The organism is Salmonella sp. 2018103 (assembly GCF_026247685.1).
In the GTDB taxonomy this organism is placed as follows: domain Bacteria; phylum Pseudomonadota; class Gammaproteobacteria; order Enterobacterales; family Enterobacteriaceae; genus Salmonella; species Salmonella enterica.
Genome location: NZ_CP111029.1, coordinates 1,191,079 through 1,209,052, shown reverse-complemented (window position 1 = coordinate 1,209,052; position 17,974 = coordinate 1,191,079). Strand labels below are relative to the sequence as shown.

The window sequence follows — 17,974 nt, the reverse complement described above, 5'->3', positions numbered from 1 at the left end:
TTATCCGGTCACTTCTGTGTAAGGGAAACCGGTATGAGCCAGCAAGGACTGGAAGCGCTACTGCGACCAAAATCGATCGCGGTGATTGGCGCATCAATGAAGCCCCACCGCGCGGGTTACCTGATGATGCGTAACTTGTTGGCGGGCGGATTCAATGGCCCCGTCCTTCCCGTGACGCCCGCCTGGAAAGCCGTTTTAGGCGTCATGGCCTGGCCGGATATCGCCAGTCTTCCTTTCACCCCCGATCTGGCTATTTTATGCACTAACGCCAGCCGTAACCTGGCGTTACTGGACGCGCTTGGCGCGAAAGGTTGTAAAACGTGCATTATCCTTTCTGCTCCCACGTCGCAACATGAAGAACTTCTTGCCTGTGCCCGGCATTATAAAATGCGTCTGCTGGGTCCAAACAGTCTTGGGCTCCTCGCGCCGTGGCAAGGGCTGAATGCCAGCTTTTCTCCCGTCCCGATTAAACAGGGCAAGCTCGCTTTTATTTCCCAGTCTGCCGCCGTTTCTAATACTATTCTTGACTGGGCGCAACAGCGTGAAATGGGCTTTTCCTACTTTATCGCGCTGGGCGATAGCCTGGATATTGATGTCGATGAACTACTGGACTATCTGGCGCGCGACAGCAAGACCAGCGCGATTTTGCTCTACCTGGAACAGTTAAGCGACGCCCGCCGTTTTGTTTCCGCCGCCCGTAGCGCTTCACGTAACAAACCGATTCTGGTGATTAAAAGCGGCCGAAGCCCGGCAGCCCAGCGTTTACTTAATACCAGCGCGGGAATGGACCCTGCGTGGGATGCGGCCATCCAGCGCGCAGGCCTGCTGCGAGTCCAGGATACGCACGAGCTTTTTTCCGCCGTCGAAACACTGAGCCATATGCGTCCGCTACGCGGCGACAGACTGATGATCATCAGCAATGGCGCCGCGCCTGCCGCGCTGGCGTTAGATGAGTTGTGGTCGCGTAACGGCAAGCTGGCGACGTTGAGCGAAGAGACCTGCCTGCAACTACGGCAGGCGCTTCCCGCGCACATTGATATTGCCAATCCGCTGGATCTGTGTGATGACGCCAGCAGCGAACATTACGTCAAAACGCTGGATATCCTGCTCGCCAGTCAGGATTTTGACGCGCTTATGGTTATCCACTCTCCCAGCGCTGCCGCGCCGGGTACGGAAAGCGCCCATGCCCTGATCGAGACGATTAAGCGCCACCCCAGAGGCAAGTTTGTTACGCTGCTGACAAACTGGTGCGGCGAGTTCTCGTCTCAGGAGGCAAGACGGCTATTCAGCGAAGCCGGATTACCAACCTACCGCACGCCGGAAGGCACGATTACCGCGTTTATGCATATGGTGGAATACCGGCGTAACCAGAAGCAACTGCGGGAAACACCAGCGTTGCCGAGTAACCTGACGTCCAATACCGCTGAGGCGCATAATCTGTTACAGCGGGCGATTGCGGAAGGCGCCACCTCACTGGACACCCATGAAGTACAGCCGATTTTACACGCCTATGGGCTGCATACGCTCCCAACCTGGATTGCCAGCGACAGCGCTGAAGCGGTGCATATCGCCGAACAGATAGGCTATCCGGTAGCTCTCAAGCTGCGCTCGCCTGACATTCCGCATAAATCTGAAGTTCAGGGGGTCATGCTTTACCTGCGGACCGCAAGCGAGGTACAACAGGCCGCAAACGCCATTTTCGATCGTGTAAAGATGGCCTGGCCGCAGGCGCGGATTCACGGTTTGCTGGTACAAAGTATGGCTAACCGCGCCGGCGCGCAGGAGCTGCGTGTGGTGGTCGAGCACGATCCGGTGTTTGGTCCTTTGATTATGTTGGGTGAAGGCGGTGTAGAGTGGCGTCCGGAAGAGCAGGCGGTCGTCGCGCTGCCGCCGCTCAACATGAATCTGGCGCGCTATCTGGTGATTCAGGGCATTAAACAGCGGAAAATTCGCGCCCGTAGCGCGCTGCGTCCGCTGGATATTGTCGGTTTAAGCCAGCTGCTGGTCCAGGTTTCAAACCTGATTGTCGACTGCCCGGAAATTCAGCGTCTGGATATCCATCCGCTGCTGGCTTCCGCCAGTGAGTTTACCGCGCTGGATGTGACGCTGGATATTGCCCCGTTTGATGGCGATAACGAAAGTCGACTTGCGGTACGCCCCTATCCCCACCAGCTCGAAGAGTGGGTGGAGATGAAAAACGGCGATCGCTGCCTGTTCCGTCCGATCCTGCCGGAAGATGAGCCCCAACTGCGACAATTCATCGCCCAGGTCACCAAAGAGGATCTTTACTACCGTTATTTCAGCGAGATCAACGAATTCACCCATGAAGATTTAGCCAACATGACGCAGATCGACTACGATCGAGAAATGGCCTTTGTGGCCGTGAGGCGGATGGACAACGCTGAAGAGATCCTCGGCGTAACGCGCGCGATCTCCGATCCTGACAACGTAGATGCCGAATTTGCCGTATTGGTGCGTTCAGATCTCAAAGGGTTGGGTTTAGGACGCCGTTTAATGGAGAAATTGATTGCCTATACTCGCGATCACGGATTGAAGCGGCTGAACGGTATTACGATGCCGAACAATCGCGGCATGGTCGCGTTGGCCAGAAAACTGGGATTTCAGGTCGATATCCAGCTCGAAGAGGGCATCGTGGGATTGACGCTGAATCTGGCCAAATGTGATGAATCGTGAGTAATGTACTGGAAATGTTGACCACTTTAACGGGTACTGATGTTATTATTGCTCGCTTATGTCGTCTGCATAGCACAGAGGACCCTTCAATGAACAGAGAAGAAATGCACTGTGATGTTGTCAAAATTTAAGCGTAATAAACATCAACAACACCTTGCCCAACTCCCTAAGATTTCTCAGTCAGTTGATGATGTAGATTTCTTTTATACTCCTGCTACTTTTCGGGAGACACTGCTGGAGAAAATCGCCAGCGCGACGCAGCGTATTTGTATCGTTGCCCTGTATCTGGAACAGGACGATGGGGGTAAAGGTATACTCGACGCGCTCTATGCGGCTAAACGGCAGCGTCCTGAACTGGACGTGAGGGTGCTGGTCGACTGGCATCGCGCGCAACGCGGGCGCATTGGCGCAGCAGCCTCGAATACCAATGCAGACTGGTATTGCCGACTGGCGCAGGAAAACGCCGGCATTGATGTCCCGGTTTACGGCGTACCGATTAATACGCGAGAAGCGCTTGGCGTACTGCATTTTAAAGGCTTTATCATTGATGATAGCGTCCTGTACAGCGGCGCCAGCCTGAACGATGTCTATCTCCATCAGCATGACAAATATCGCTACGATCGCTACCAGCTGATTCGCAATCGGCAAATGGCAGACATCATGTTTGACTGGGTGACGCAAAATCTGATGAATGGCCGTGGTGTGAATCGTCTGGATAATACGCAGCGTCCGAAAAGCCCGGAGATTAAAAACGATATCCGCTTATACCGTCAGGAGCTGCGGGATGCGTCATATCATTTTCAGGGTGACGCTAATGACGAGCAACTCTCCGTTACGCCGCTGGTCGGGCTTGGAAAATCCAGTCTGCTGAACAAAACCATTTTCCATCTCATGCCCTGTGCGGAGCATAAGCTCACCATTTGTACCCCTTATTTCAATCTACCAGCGGTGCTGGTGCGGAATATTATTCAGCTACTGCGCGACGGAAAGAAAGTCGAAATCATTGTTGGCGATAAAACCGCGAATGATTTTTACATTCCGGAAGATGAACCGTTCAAGATCATTGGCGCGCTGCCCTATCTCTATGAGATTAACCTGCGCCGCTTCCTGAGCCGTTTACAGTATTACGTCAATACCGATCAGCTTGTGGTGCGTCTGTGGAAAGATGACGACAATACCTATCATCTGAAAGGGATGTGGGTAGATGATAAATGGATGCTACTCACCGGCAACAACCTGAATCCCCGCGCCTGGCGTCTGGATCTGGAAAACGCCATTCTGATCCACGATCCTAAGCAGGAGCTTGCCCCTCAGCGGGAAAAAGAGCTGGAGCTTATCCGAACGCACACAACCATCGTAAAACATTATCGTGACCTGCAGAGCATTGCCGACTATCCGATAAAAGTGCGTAAATTGATTCGCCGTCTGCGCCGGATCCGCATCGACAGATTAATTAGCCGTATCCTGTAATCGAAGCCCCGTCCTGTACGGGGTTTTCTCTTAGGAGTGACTGGTGCGCGTGTTGATTCCTTTTACGGTGTTGTTTCTCTCCGGGTGCAGCCATCTGGCTAACGACCACTGGAGCGGTCAGGATAAAGCCCAGCATTTTATAGCATCAGCGATGCTATCGGCAGCCGGTAATGAGTATGCGCGTCACCAGGGAGTAAGCCCTGACCGCAGCGCAGCGATAGGGCTGATGTTTTCTTTGAGTCTCGGAGCCTCAAAAGAACTCTGGGACAGCCGCCCGGAAGGCAGCGGCTGGAGCTGGAAAGATTTTGTCTGGGATGTCGCTGGCGCGACAACCGGTTACGCTATCTGGCAAATGGCGCGATACTAAAGGCGCAAGCCCTTTCCTTTACGGTGCAACATCAGCGAAACCAGGAAAGCCAGAACGGCCATCGCGGTAACATACCAGAAGAATGAACTCTCCATACCGACAGATTTTAGCGACAGCGCGACATATTCCGCAGAGCCGCCAAATAACGCATTTGCTACCGCGTAAGATAAACCGACGCCCAGGGCGCGAACCTGCGCCGGAAACATCTCCGCTTTCAGGATCCCGCTAATCGAGGTATAGAAACTCACAATCAATAGCGCGCACATCACTAAAGCAAATGCGGCATAAGGCGACGTCACATTCTGCAACGCGGAGAGAATTGGAACGGTGAAAAGCGTCGCGAGCGCGCCAAAACATAGCATAGAAGTGCGCCTGCCAATCTTATCGGATAACGCGCCGAATAACGGCTGTACCAACATGAAAACACACAGCGCGACCGTCATAATGCCGCTGGCGACATTGGCATGCATACCTGCTGTATTTACCAGATATTTCTGCATATAGGTGGTGAAAGTATAAAAGCACAGCGAGCCTGCCGCGGTGAAACCAAGCACCATCAAAAAGGCTTTGCGATTACGCCACAAACCTTTCAACGAACCGGCTTCTTTTAATGCGCGAGTCTCATGCTTCGAGGTTTCATCCAGTTGGCGACGTAGCCATAACGCCACAACCGCCAGCACGGCGCCCAGCGCAAAGGGAATACGCCATCCCCAGGCACGAAGTTCAGCATCTTCCAGAACCTGCTGCAAAATCACAACGACCAGCAAGGCCAGTAGTTGGCCACCGATAAGCGTAACGTACTGAAACGACGCGAAAAATCCCTTACGACCTTCAAGCGCAACTTCACTCATATATGTCGCGCTGGTCCCATACTCTCCCCCTACCGAGAGCCCCTGAAATAACCTTGCAATCAGTAGCAGCGCCGGCGCCCAGGTGCCGATGGTATCGTAACCGGGTAAACAGGCAATCACCAGCGACCCTATGCACATCATGCACACCGAAGCCAACATTGAGGCTTTGCGCCCGCGTCGATCGGCAATGCGTCCAAACAGCCAACCACCGATAGGTCGCATTAAAAAACCGGCGGCAAAGACGCCTGCCGTTTGCAAAAGCTGAGTGGTGGTATTACCAGAAGGAAAGAAGATATGTGCAAAATAGAGCGAGCAGAAAGAGTAGACGTAGAAATCAAACCATTCCACTAAGTTTCCGGAAGATGCCCCCACGATAGCCCATATGCGTCGCCGCATCTCCGGAGCCTCAGCGTTGTTTTTATCTATACGCTGAATAATTTCTGCCATACTGTTCTCCTTGTTGCCAGGCTTAATCGGCCTTTTATTTTGGAGATTCAGATTACGCGAGACCAAAAAGTAAATAAAGTGTTAATTATTTGTTTGCTAATTTTTATCCCCACCGTGCCTGATGCTGGCGTTTCCGTTTCAGATAGTCTTCGTCCTGACGAATTTTATCCCACCAACCTTTGAAAACCGTTGCCGCCGCGGCCTTAATAGGATCATTACCCCGTGTATTCAGGCTGCCGTCTTCTGCATACTTTTTACCGCCTTTATAGTTAGCGTATCGCCTGGCGCGGGTGTACCCCATCTGAATAAATTTACGCGCCATGTCCATACCAACGAAATCATCCTGCTGCCGGTAAGCTTCGAACAACTGGTAGATCTGCTCTGCGGATTTCATCGCCGATGCTTCATCTTTATAGCGCCAGAAAGGAAGAATTTCGCTTTTGTAGGGTTCAACCAGTAGCACCCCCTGCTCGCCTCGTCCAACCTGATACAATTCAGGCTGCTGGCGGAAGTCGATGCTGGAAAAGTCTTGCTGGTAGTTAAAAGGTTTGATAGCCAATGAAAATCCTCACTGCTTATATAAGCACGTGTAAAGGATAGTTCATCGTTAACGATTGGGTGGGTTGTGCTCTTATCAGTTCTACAAGAGCACCAGCTTCGTAGGCGGGATAATTCCTGTAGGCCGAATAAGGCGGAGCCGCCATCCGGCGGTGCATACCCCTGTCAGAACGCAAAAAAGCCCATCCTGAAGGATGGGCTTCTTCACTTGTCTGATGCCTGGCAGTTTATGGCGGTCTTGGGAAACCGTATCCATTGTTGAATTTAATTTATCCGTGAGTAGTGGCGCTGCCTGATAAGTGCATGCAGGCCGGATAAGGCGGAGCCGCCATCCGGCGGTGCAGGTTGCCTGATGGCGCTGCGCTTATCAGGCCTACGGTTTTACAGTTACCACACACGCAAAAAAGCCCGTCCTGACGGACGGGCTTCTTCACTTGTCTGATGCCTGGCAGTTTATGGCGGGCGTCCTGCCCGCCCCCCTCCGGGCCGTTGCTGCGCAACGTTCAAATCCACTCCCGGCGGATTTCTCCTCCTCAGGAGAGTGCTCACCGACAGACTACAGATAAAACAAAAGGCCCAGTCTTTCGACTGAGCCTTTTGCTTAATTTGATGCCTGGCAGTTCCCTACTCTCGCATGGGGAGACCCCACACTACCATCGGCGCTACGGCGTTTCACTTCTGAGTTCGGCATGGGGTCAGGTGGGACCACCGCGCTAGTGCCGCCAGGCAAATTCTGTTGCCGGAAACGAATCTTTTATCTTTCGTTCCCGAAAATCCGGAATCAGTGCTGAAAATCGTCTCTCAACCGCCAAAACATCTTCGGCGTTGTAAGGTTAAGCCTCACGGTTCATTAGTACCGGTTAGCTCAACGCATCGCTGCGCTTACACACCCGGCCTATCAACGTCGTCGTCTTCAACGTTCCTTCAGGAGACTCTAAGTCTCAGGGAGAACTCATCTCGGGGCAAGTTTCGTGCTTAGATGCTTTCAGCACTTATCTCTTCCGCATTTAGCTACCGGGCAGTGCCATTGGCATGACAACCCGAACACCAGTGATGCGTCCACTCCGGTCCTCTCGTACTAGGAGCAGCCCCCCTCAGTTCTCCAGCGCCCACGGCAGATAGGGACCGAACTGTCTCACGACGTTCTAAACCCAGCTCGCGTACCACTTTAAATGGCGAACAGCCATACCCTTGGGACCTACTTCAGCCCCAGGATGTGATGAGCCGACATCGAGGTGCCAAACACCGCCGTCGATATGAACTCTTGGGCGGTATCAGCCTGTTATCCCCGGAGTACCTTTTATCCGTTGAGCGATGGCCCTTCCATTCAGAACCACCGGATCACTATGACCTGCTTTCGCACCTGCTCGCGCCGTCACGCTCGCAGTCAAGCTGGCTTATGCCATTGCACTAACCTCCTGATGTCCGACCAGGATTAGCCAACCTTCGTGCTCCTCCGTTACTCTTTAGGAGGAGACCGCCCCAGTCAAACTACCCACCAGACACTGTCCGCAACCCGGATCACGGGTCCACGTTAGAACATCAAACATTAAAGGGTGGTATTTCAAGGCCGGCTCCATGCAGACTGGCGTCCACACTTCAAAGCCTCCCACCTATCCTACACATCAAGGCTCAATGTTCAGTGTCAAGCTATAGTAAAGGTTCACGGGGTCTTTCCGTCTTGCCGCGGGTACACTGCATCTTCACAGCGAGTTCAATTTCACTGAGTCTCGGGTGGAGACAGCCTGGCCATCATTACGCCATTCGTGCAGGTCGGAACTTACCCGACAAGGAATTTCGCTACCTTAGGACCGTTATAGTTACGGCCGCCGTTTACCGGGGCTTCGATCAGGAGCTTCGCTTGCGCTGACCCCATCAATTAACCTTCCGGCACCGGGCAGGCGTCACACCGTATACGTCCACTTTCGTGTTTGCACAGTGCTGTGTTTTTAATAAACAGTTGCAGCCAGCTGGTATCTTCGACTGACTTCAGCTCCATGAGTAAATCACTTCACCTACATGTCAGCGTGCCTTCTCCCGAAGTTACGGCACCATTTTGCCTAGTTCCTTCACCCGAGTTCTCTCAAGCGCCTTGGTATTCTCTACCTGACCACCTGTGTCGGTTTGGGGTACGATTTGATGTTACCTGATGCTTAGAGGCTTTTCCTGGAAGCAGGGCATTTGTTGCTTCAGCACCGTAGTGCCTCGTCATCACGCCTCAGCCTTGATTTTCCGGATTTGCCTGGAAAACCAGCCTACACGCTTAAACCGGGACAACCGTCGCCCGGCCAACATAGCCTTCTCCGTCCCCCCTTCGCAGTAACACCAAGTACGGGAATATTAACCCGTTTCCCATCGACTACGCCTTTCGGCCTCGCCTTAGGGGTCGACTCACCCTGCCCCGATTAACGTTGGACAGGAACCCTTGGTCTTCCGGCGAGCGGGCTTTTCACCCGCTTTATCGTTACTTATGTCAGCATTCGCACTTCTGATACCTCCAGCAACCCTCACAGGCCACCTTCGCAGGCTTACAGAACGCTCCCCTACCCAACGAACGTATCCTTAAACCGACTCGACTTTGTATACGCTTTGACGTCGCTTCGCTCCGTCAATCGTCATCCGCTGAATCGCTTTAAGTGATACGTTCGCTGCCGCAGCTTCGGTGCATGGTTTAGCCCCGTTACATCTTCCGCGCAGGCCGACTCGACCAGTGAGCTATTACGCTTTCTTTAAATGATGGCTGCTTCTAAGCCAACATCCTGGCTGTCTGGGCCTTCCCACATCGTTTCCCACTTAACCATGACTTTGGGACCTTAGCTGGCGGTCTGGGTTGTTTCCCTCTTCACGACGGACGTTAGCACCCGCCGTGTGTCTCCCGTGATAACATTCTCCGGTATTCGCAGTTTGCATCGGGTTGGTAAGCCGGGATGGCCCCCTAGCCGAAACAGTGCTCTACCCCCGGAGATGAATTCACGAGGCGCTACCTAAATAGCTTTCGGGGAGAACCAGCTATCTCCCGGTTTGATTGGCCTTTCACCCCCAGCCACAGGTCATCCGCTAATTTTTCAACATTAGTCGGTTCGGTCCTCCAGTTAGTGTTACCCAACCTTCAACCTGCCCATGGCTAGATCACCGGGTTTCGGGTCTATACCCTGCAACTTAACGCCCAATTAAGACTCGGTTTCCCTCCGGCTCCCCTATTCGGTTAACCTTGCTACAGAATATAAGTCGCTGACCCATTATACAAAAGGTACGCAGTCACACCCCAAAGGGTGCTCCCACTGCTTGTACGTACACGGTTTCAGGTTCTTTTTCACTCCCCTCGCCGGGGTTCTTTTCGCCTTTCCCTCACGGTACTGGTTCACTATCGGTCAGTCAGGAGTATTTAGCCTTGGAGGATGGTCCCCCCATATTCAGACAGGATACCACGTGTCCCGCCCTACTCATCGAGCTCACAGCATATGCGCTTTTGTGTACGGGGCTGTCACCCTGTATCGCGCGCCTTTCCAGACGCTTCCACTAACACACATGCTGATTCAGGCTCTGGGCTCCTCCCCGTTCGCTCGCCGCTACTGGGGGAATCTCGGTTGATTTCTTTTCCTCGGGGTACTTAGATGTTTCAGTTCCCCCGGTTCGCCTCATTAACCTATGGATTCAGTTAATGATAGTGTGACGAATCACACTGGGTTTCCCCATTCGGGTATCGCCGGTTATAACGGTTCATATCACCTTACCGGCGCTTATCGCAGATTAGCACGCCCTTCATCGCCTCTGACTGCCAGGGCATCCACCGTGTACGCTTAGTCGCTTAACCTCACAACCCGAAGATGTTTCTTACGATTCATCATCGCGTTGCGAAAATTTGAGAGACTCACGAACAACTTTCGTTGTTCTGTGTTTCAATTTTCAGCTTGATCCAGATTTTTAAAGAGCAAATATCTCAAACGTGACTCGTAAGTCAGTTTTGAGATATTAAGGCAGGTGACTTTCACTCACAAACCAGCAAGTGGCGTCCCCTAGAGGTTTGACCTCATCAGTTTGAACGCTGGCGTCCCCTAGGGGATTCGAACCCCTGTTACCGCCGTGAAAGGGCGGTGTCCTGGGCCTCTAGACGAAGGGGACGTATCAGTCTGCTTCGCAAGACGCCTTGCTATTCACTTTTCATCAGACAATCTGTGTGAGCACTGCAAAGTACGCTTCTTTAAGGTAAGGAGGTGATCCAACCGCAGGTTCCCCTACGGTTACCTTGTTACGACTTCACCCCAGTCATGAATCACAAAGTGGTAAGCGCCCTCCCGAAGGTTAAGCTACCTACTTCTTTTGCAACCCACTCCCATGGTGTGACGGGCGGTGTGTACAAGGCCCGGGAACGTATTCACCGTGGCATTCTGATCCACGATTACTAGCGATTCCGACTTCATGGAGTCGAGTTGCAGACTCCAATCCGGACTACGACGCACTTTATGAGGTCCGCTTGCTCTCGCGAGGTCGCTTCTCTTTGTATGCGCCATTGTAGCACGTGTGTAGCCCTGGTCGTAAGGGCCATGATGACTTGACGTCATCCCCACCTTCCTCCAGTTTATCACTGGCAGTCTCCTTTGAGTTCCCGGCCGGACCGCTGGCAACAAAGGATAAGGGTTGCGCTCGTTGCGGGACTTAACCCAACATTTCACAACACGAGCTGACGACAGCCATGCAGCACCTGTCTCACGGTTCCCGAAGGCACATTCTCATCTCTGAAAACTTCCGTGGATGTCAAGACCAGGTAAGGTTCTTCGCGTTGCATCGAATTAAACCACATGCTCCACCGCTTGTGCGGGCCCCCGTCAATTCATTTGAGTTTTAACCTTGCGGCCGTACTCCCCAGGCGGTCTACTTAACGCGTTAGCTCCGGAAGCCACGCCTCAAGGGCACAACCTCCAAGTAGACATCGTTTACGGCGTGGACTACCAGGGTATCTAATCCTGTTTGCTCCCCACGCTTTCGCACCTGAGCGTCAGTCTTTGTCCAGGGGGCCGCCTTCGCCACCGGTATTCCTCCAGATCTCTACGCATTTCACCGCTACACCTGGAATTCTACCCCCCTCTACAAGACTCAAGCCTGCCAGTTTCGAATGCAGTTCCCAGGTTGAGCCCGGGGATTTCACATCCGACTTGACAGACCGCCTGCGTGCGCTTTACGCCCAGTAATTCCGATTAACGCTTGCACCCTCCGTATTACCGCGGCTGCTGGCACGGAGTTAGCCGGTGCTTCTTCTGCGGGTAACGTCAATTGCTGCGGTTATTAACCACAACACCTTCCTCCCCGCTGAAAGTACTTTACAACCCGAAGGCCTTCTTCATACACGCGGCATGGCTGCATCAGGCTTGCGCCCATTGTGCAATATTCCCCACTGCTGCCTCCCGTAGGAGTCTGGACCGTGTCTCAGTTCCAGTGTGGCTGGTCATCCTCTCAGACCAGCTAGGGATCGTCGCCTTGGTGAGCCGTTACCTCACCAACAAGCTAATCCCATCTGGGCACATCTGATGGCAAGAGGCCCGAAGGTCCCCCTCTTTGGTCTTGCGACGTTATGCGGTATTAGCCACCGTTTCCAGTAGTTATCCCCCTCCATCAGGCAGTTTCCCAGACATTACTCACCCGTCCGCCACTCGTCAGCGAAGCAGCAAGCTGCTTCCTGTTACCGTTCGACTTGCATGTGTTAGGCCTGCCGCCAGCGTTCAATCTGAGCCATGATCAAACTCTTCAATTTAAAAGTTTGATGCTCAATGAATTAAACTTCGTAATGAATTACGTGTTCACTCTTGAGACTTGGTATTCATTTTTCGTCCGAGGACGTTAAGAATCCGTATCTTCGAGTGCCCACACAGATTGTCTGATAAATTGTTAAAGAGCAGGTGCGACGCGGCTTTCAGCTCACCGTCGCGAGGTGGCGTATATTACGCTTTCCTCTTTTTGAGTCAAGCCTTTATTTTCGCTTTCCTCACAGACTTCTTAACGAAGTCTTTCTGACCCGGCGGCCTGTATGCCGTTGTTCCGTGTCAGTGGTGGCGCATTATAGGGAGTTATTAGAGCCTGACAAGACCTAAATGCAAAAAAAAGCTCAACCGTTCACTTTTCAAACAACACTTGAACCAAAAGCCTATTTTCGCCTGGTTTTTAAACAAAAACGAGCCCGTCAGGGCCCGTTTTATTCAAATTTGTGACTTACTGCACTGCCACAATACGATCATCATTGGCTTCAAGGCGAATCACTTTGCCAGGAACCAGTTCACCAGACAGGATTTGCTGCGCCAGTGGGTTTTCGATCTGCTGTTGAATAGCACGTTTTAACGGACGCGCCCCATAGACCGGATCGTAACCGTTGGCGCTCAACAGTTTCAGCGCCTCGTCGGAGATATGGATTTCATAACCACGTTCTTCCAGACGTTTGTACAGACGCTGCAGCTGGATCTGAGCAATAGAAGCGATGTGTTGCTCACCTAACGGATGGAATACCACAACTTCATCAATACGGTTGATAAATTCCGGACGGAAGTTTTGGCTAACCACACCCAGCACCATCTCTTTCATTCGACCGTAATCCAGTTCGCCAAAGCGCTCCTGAATGAGATCGGAACCGAGGTTAGAAGTCATAATGACCACCGTATTACGGAAGTCGACCGTTCTCCCCTGCCCGTCAGTCAGCCGACCGTCGTCCAGCACCTGCAACAGAATGTTGAATACATCCGGATGCGCTTTTTCTACTTCATCCAACAAGATGACGGAATAAGGACGACGGCGTACCGCTTCCGTCAAATAACCGCCTTCTTCATAGCCGACATATCCCGGAGGCGCCCCGACCAAACGAGACACGGAGTGTTTCTCCATAAACTCAGACATGTCGATACGCACCATCGCGTCGTCGCTGTCGAACATAAAGTTAGCCAGCGCTTTACACAGTTCGGTTTTACCGACCCCCGTCGGCCCCAAGAACAGGAAGGAACCAATCGGACGGTTCGGATCGGACAGCCCCGCGCGGCTACGACGTATGGCGTTCGATACTGCTTCAACGGCTTCATTCTGCCCGATCACACGGCTGTGTAACTCTTGTTCCATACGCAACAGTTTTTCACGTTCGCCTTCCAGCATTCTGGCAACCGGAATACCGGTCCAGCGCGCCAGCACTTCGGCAATTTCCGCATCCGTTACTTTGTTACGTAACAGACGCATGGTTTTACCTTCCGACTGGGTCGCGGCTTCCAGCTGTTTTTCCAGCTCCGGAATTTTGCCGTACTGCAGTTCAGACATTCGCGCCAGGTCGCCAACGCGACGCGCCTGCTCAATGGCAATCTTCGCCTGCTCCAGCTCAGCCTTAATCGTCTGAGTACCGGAGAGCGAGGCTTTTTCCGCTTTCCACTCTTCTTCCAGCTCAGAGTACTGACGCTCTTTATCGTCCAGTTCTTCATTCAGCATATCGAGACGTTTTTTACTCGCCTCGTCAGACTCTTTCATCAACGCCTGCTGTTCCAGTTTGAGCTGAATAATGCGGCGGTCGAGTCTGTCCAGCTCCTCCGGCTTAGAGTCAATCTGCATACGAATGCTGGATGCCGCTTCATCGATCAGGTCGATAGCTTTATCCGGCAACTGACGGTCGGCGATATAGCGATGAGACAATGTTGCCGCCGCCACAATCGCCGGGTCAGTGATCTGCACATGGTGGTGCAGCTCGTAACGTTCTTTCAGGCCACGCAGAATAGCGATGGTGTCTTCCACTGAAGGTTCTGCGACAAACACTTTTTGAAAACGACGTTCCAGCGCCGCGTCTTTTTCAATGTACTGACGGTATTCATCCAGCGTGGTGGCGCCCACACAGTGCAGTTCACCACGCGCCAGCGCCGGTTTCAGCATATTCCCGGCGTCCATGGCGCCATCGGCCTTACCTGCGCCAACCATGGTGTGCAGCTCATCGATAAACAGGATGACGTTGCCTTCCTGTTTCGCCAGATCGTTCAGCACGCCTTTCAGACGCTCTTCAAATTCGCCGCGATATTTCGCCCCGGCCACCAGCGCGCCCATATCCAGCGCCAGTACGCGGCGACCTTTTAAGCCTTCAGGGACTTCACCGTTAATAATGCGCTGCGCCAGTCCTTCAACAATTGCCGTTTTACCGACCCCTGGCTCACCGATTAACACCGGGTTGTTTTTAGTACGACGTTGCAGTACCTGAATGGTACGGCGAATTTCTTCATCACGACCAATTACCGGGTCAAGCTTACCTTGTTCAGCCCGCTCGGTCAGATCGACGGTATATTTTTTCAAGGCCTGACGTTGGTCTTCAGCCCCTTGATCGTTCACGCTTTCACCTCCGCGCATCTGTTCAATTGCCTGAGTGATATTGACCGTGGTCGCACCGGCTGATTTCAGCAGATCGGTTAACGTGCCGCGAGACTCAAGCGCCGCCAGAACAAACAGCTCTGACGAAATAAAATTGTCCCCTCGTTTTTGCGCCAGCTTGTCGCAAAGGTTCAGTACGCGTACCAGTTCCGAAGAAGGCTGTACGTCGCCGCCGGTGCCTTCCACCTGCGGTAAACGGCTCAGCGCCTGATCGATAGCGGTGCGCAACTGGCCAGCATTAATGCCGGCGGAGGTTAATAAAGGACGTATCGATCCCCCTTCCTGGTTCAGCAAGGCGCTCATTAAATGAAGAGGTTCGATGAATTGGTTGTCGTGCCCCAGCGCGAGCGACTGGGCATCGGCAAGAGCAAGCTGGAATTTGTTAGTAAGACGATCCAGACGCATAACTCCTCCCATAACAGGTCAAAATTGCTACTGGAGATTAAATGAGGTCATCCCTCAATTATTCAAGGTGAATGACCTGAATTATGTGAAAAGAAAGTTACCCGTACCGGATCGTCTTGATTCTTTAGGTTATATCAGCCAAATAAAACTTGCCATACGACCTGTCGTCTTGTCGCGACGATAAGAGAAGAAAGTCTCACTTTCGCTAAAGGTGCAGCGATCCCTGCCATAGACATGTTCAACGCCGGTATTCGCCAGACGTTGGCGTGCAAGCTGATAAATATCCGCCAGAAATTTTTCCCCGTGCGGCAAAAATGCGCTATCGGCTTGCGCATCTTTTGCTAAAAATGCGTCACGCACTTCCGGCCCCACTTCAAACGCGGTCGGGCCGATCGCCGGACCTAACCAGGCGATGATATTTTCTGGTTTGTCAGCAAAGCAGGTGACAGTTTCCTCCAGTACGCCTTCACATAATCCGCGCCAGCCCGCATGAGCCGCCGCCACTTCTGTTCCCTCACGGTTACAGAATAGCACAGGCAGGCAGTCTGCCGTCATTACCGCGCAGACGGTTCCTGGCGTATTGCTGTAAGACGCATCCGCACGTTTGGAGGCATAAGGTTCTCCGGTAAGCCTCAACACATTTTTACCGTGAACCTGTTCAAGCCAGACAGGTTTCGAAGGCAGATTGCCCGCCGCAAACAGACGCTTGCGGTTCTCTTCAACATGCTCCGGGTTATCGCCGCAATGCGCGCCCAGATTCAACGAATCGTAAGGCGGTAAACTCACCCCGCCAATACGGGTAGAACTACAGGCTGCGACGCCTTTCGGCAGCGGCCACTGCGGGACAATCAGTGCATTCATAACCAGTCCACATCATCTTTATGATCTTCGAAATCGGCGCGCATCGCATCGATAAGGTCCACCATATCTTGTGGAATCGGCGCGTGCCACTCCATTTCGATACCCGATACAGGATGGTAGAGACGCAGCATCGTTGCATGAAGCGCCTGGCGGTCAAACTTACGCAACGTGGAAATAAACTCTTCCGATGCGCCTTTCGGTGGACGTGGACGACCACCGTAGACCTGATCGCCCACTAACGGGTGCGTAATATGCGCCATATGCACGCGGATCTGGTGCGTACGCCCGGTCTCCAGACGCAGCCTAAGACGCGTGTGCACACGGAAATGTTCCATAATGCGGTAGTGGGTCACCGCCAGTTTGCCCATGGGATGCACCGACATATGGGTACGTTTGGTCGGGTGACGACTGATGGGTTCATTCACCGTTCCTCCCGCCGTCATATGTCCGATCGCGACCGCTTCATATTCGCGGGTGATCTCGCGCAGCTGCAAAGACTCCACCAGGCGCGTTTGCGCCGGAACGGTTTTGGCCACCACCATCAGCCCCGTCGTGTCCTTATCCAGACGATGCACAATGCCCGCGCGCGGAACATCCGCAATCGGCGGATAATAATGTAGCAACGCGTTCAGTACCGTACCGTCCGGGTTACCCGCGCCAGGATGTACCACCAGATCGCGTGGTTTGTTGATAACCAGAATATCGTCATCTTCATAAACAATATCTAACGGGATATCCTGCGCTTCAAAACGAATCTCTTCGTCGATCTCCGCATCAATAGCCACCCGCTCGCCGCCTAACACTTTTTCTTTTGGCTTATCGCAAAGTTGACCATTGACCAACACGCGCTGATTCAAAATCCATTCTTTTATACGCGAACGTGAATAATCCGGGAACATTTCGGCCAAAGCCTGATCTAAGCGTTGACCGAGTTGGTTTTCGGAGACCGTTGCGGTGAGTTGTACTCGTTGTGCCATATACAGCTTCTTCGTTTAACGTTGGGTTTTACGGCTTTGCCGTTTAATATAGTGTGCTATTGTAGCTGGTCTTAACCGGGAGCAGGAACAGAGAATCTCCCGTAAAACATTTTGAGGAAAGTCAAAACGTCATGACGCGCATGAAATATCTGGTGGCAGCAGCCACGTTGAGCCTGTTTCTGGCGGGTTGCTCGGGTTCAAAGGAAGAGGTGCCCGATAATCCGCCGAATGAAATCTACGCGACTGCTCAGCAAAAGCTGCAGGACGGTAACTGGAAACAGGCAATAACGCAATTGGAAGCGTTAGATAATCGTTATCCATTCGGACCGTATTCTCAGCAGGTGCAGTTGGATCTTATCTACGCCTATTACAAAAACGCCGATTTGCCGCTAGCGCAGGCCGCCATCGATCGTTTTATGCGTCTTAATCCAACGCACCCTAATATTGACTATGTCATGTACATGCGCGGCCTGACGAACATGGCGCTGGATGATAGCGCGCTGCAAGGTTTCTTTGGCGTCGATCGCAGCGATCGCGATCCGCAACATGCGCGGGCGGCGTTCAATGACTTTTCGAAACTGGTACGCAGCTATCCTAATAGCCAGTACACCACCGACGCCACTAAGCGTCTGGTATTCCTGAAAGACCGTCTGGCGAAATATGAATATTCCGTCGCAGAGTACTATACCGCGCGCGGCGCATGGGTTGCGGTCGTAAACCGGGTAGAAGGTATGCTACGCAATTATCCTGATACGCAGGCCACGCGCGATGCGTTGCCGCTGATGGAAAACGCCTATCGTCAGATGCAGCTGAATGCGCAGGCTGACAAAGTCGCGAAAATTATTGCCGCTAACAGCAAAAACACCTGAAGCAATACCAACAAGCAAAACGGCAGCCTTCCGGCTGCCGTTTTTTTATTCGATATCTGATGCAACAGAAATGATTTCACTGCAACGCATCCAGTCAAATAT

General features: G+C 52.7%; 9 protein-coding genes, 1 tRNA gene and 3 rRNA genes. 4 read left to right on the top strand and 9 right to left on the bottom strand.

Annotated elements, in window-relative coordinates; translation table 11 throughout:
- The first annotated feature begins 33 nt into the window (after positions 1-33).
- The 3 genes from pat to OLG56_RS05820 all read left to right on the top strand — a co-directional run bounded on the left by pat (position 34) and on the right by OLG56_RS05820 (position 4,531).
- On the top strand, positions 34-2,694 hold the full coding sequence (gene pat, locus OLG56_RS05835; protein WP_000082643.1) for a protein lysine acetyltransferase: 2,661 nt from the start codon (positions 34-36) through the stop codon (positions 2,692-2,694).
- 114 nt (positions 2,695-2,808) lie between these two features.
- The gene (pssA, locus tag OLG56_RS05825) at positions 2,809-4,164 is read left to right on the top strand and encodes a CDP-diacylglycerol--serine O-phosphatidyltransferase (protein WP_023137437.1); all 1,356 of its coding nucleotides are present in this window, start codon (positions 2,809-2,811) and stop codon (positions 4,162-4,164) included.
- Positions 4,165-4,207: 43 nt separating this feature from the next.
- Entirely contained in the window at positions 4,208-4,531 is a 324-nt protein-coding gene (locus OLG56_RS05820) for a YfiM family lipoprotein (protein WP_023214315.1), read from the top strand.
- On the opposite strand, the gene OLG56_RS05815 is transcribed toward OLG56_RS05820, so the two are convergent.
- The 9 genes from OLG56_RS05815 to rluD all read right to left on the bottom strand — a co-directional run bounded on the left by OLG56_RS05815 (position 4,528) and on the right by rluD (position 17,003).
- The gene (locus OLG56_RS05815) at positions 4,528-5,829 is read right to left on the bottom strand and encodes an MFS transporter (protein WP_023231175.1); all 1,302 of its coding nucleotides are present in this window, start codon (positions 5,827-5,829) and stop codon (positions 4,528-4,530) included. The two genes, OLG56_RS05820 and OLG56_RS05815, sit on opposite strands and share 4 nt — an antisense overlap.
- Before the next feature lie 103 nt (positions 5,830-5,932).
- Positions 5,933-6,388 (bottom strand): DUF4385 domain-containing protein, encoded by a 456-nt coding sequence (locus tag OLG56_RS05810; RefSeq protein ID WP_000985653.1) that lies wholly within the window; start codon positions 6,386-6,388, stop codon positions 5,933-5,935.
- Positions 6,389-6,998: 610 nt separating this feature from the next.
- A 5S ribosomal RNA gene (rrf, locus tag OLG56_RS05805) occupies positions 6,999-7,114 on the bottom strand.
- 102 nt (positions 7,115-7,216) lie between these two features.
- A 23S ribosomal RNA gene (locus tag OLG56_RS05800) occupies positions 7,217-10,201 on the bottom strand.
- A gap of 232 nt (positions 10,202-10,433) precedes the next feature.
- Positions 10,434-10,509 (bottom strand) — tRNA-Glu (locus OLG56_RS05795).
- Between the two features lie 85 nt (positions 10,510-10,594).
- Positions 10,595-12,136 (bottom strand): 16S ribosomal RNA (locus OLG56_RS05790).
- The 16S, 23S and 5S rRNA genes sit together here with 1 tRNA gene alongside, the layout of an rRNA operon.
- A gap of 455 nt (positions 12,137-12,591) precedes the next feature.
- On the bottom strand, positions 12,592-15,165 hold the full coding sequence (clpB, locus tag OLG56_RS05785; RefSeq protein ID WP_023200636.1) for an ATP-dependent chaperone ClpB: 2,574 nt from the start codon (positions 15,163-15,165) through the stop codon (positions 12,592-12,594).
- 129 nt (positions 15,166-15,294) lie between these two features.
- A complete protein-coding gene (gene yfiH / locus OLG56_RS05780; RefSeq protein WP_061377537.1) occupies positions 15,295-16,026 on the bottom strand; it encodes a purine nucleoside phosphorylase YfiH in 732 nt (243 codons plus the stop codon).
- On the bottom strand, positions 16,023-17,003 hold the full coding sequence (gene rluD, locus OLG56_RS05775; protein ID WP_061377538.1) for a 23S rRNA pseudouridine(1911/1915/1917) synthase RluD: 981 nt from the start codon (positions 17,001-17,003) through the stop codon (positions 16,023-16,025). Before rluD ends, yfiH begins: the two co-directional genes overlap by 4 nt.
- Positions 17,004-17,134: 131 nt before the next feature.
- Here rluD and bamD point away from each other — a divergent pair, with 131 nt between their 5' ends.
- Positions 17,135-17,872: an outer membrane protein assembly factor BamD gene (bamD, locus tag OLG56_RS05770; RefSeq protein ID WP_000197660.1), complete on the top strand. Its 738-nt coding sequence runs from the start codon at positions 17,135-17,137 to the stop codon at positions 17,870-17,872.
- Positions 17,873-17,974: the final 102 nt, after the last annotated feature.

Excerpts from the sequence above, each read along its gene's own strand:
- yfiH (WP_061377537.1), bottom strand. The coding sequence starts at position 16,026 with ATGAATGCACTGATTGTCCCGCAGTGGCCGCTGCCGAAAGGCGTCGCA.
- clpB (WP_023200636.1), bottom strand. The coding sequence starts at position 15,165 with ATGCGTCTGGATCGTCTTACTAACAAATTCCAGCTTGCTCTTGCCGAT.
- pat (WP_000082643.1), top strand. The coding sequence starts at position 34 with ATGAGCCAGCAAGGACTGGAAGCGCTACTGCGACCAAAATCGATCGCG.
- bamD (WP_000197660.1), top strand. The coding sequence starts at position 17,135 with ATGACGCGCATGAAATATCTGGTGGCAGCAGCCACGTTGAGCCTGTTT.
- rluD (WP_061377538.1), bottom strand. The coding sequence starts at position 17,003 with ATGGCACAACGAGTACAACTCACCGCAACGGTCTCCGAAAACCAACTC.
- pssA (WP_023137437.1), top strand. The coding sequence starts at position 2,809 with ATGTTGTCAAAATTTAAGCGTAATAAACATCAACAACACCTTGCCCAA.
- OLG56_RS05815 (WP_023231175.1), bottom strand. The coding sequence starts at position 5,829 with ATGGCAGAAATTATTCAGCGTATAGATAAAAACAACGCTGAGGCTCCG.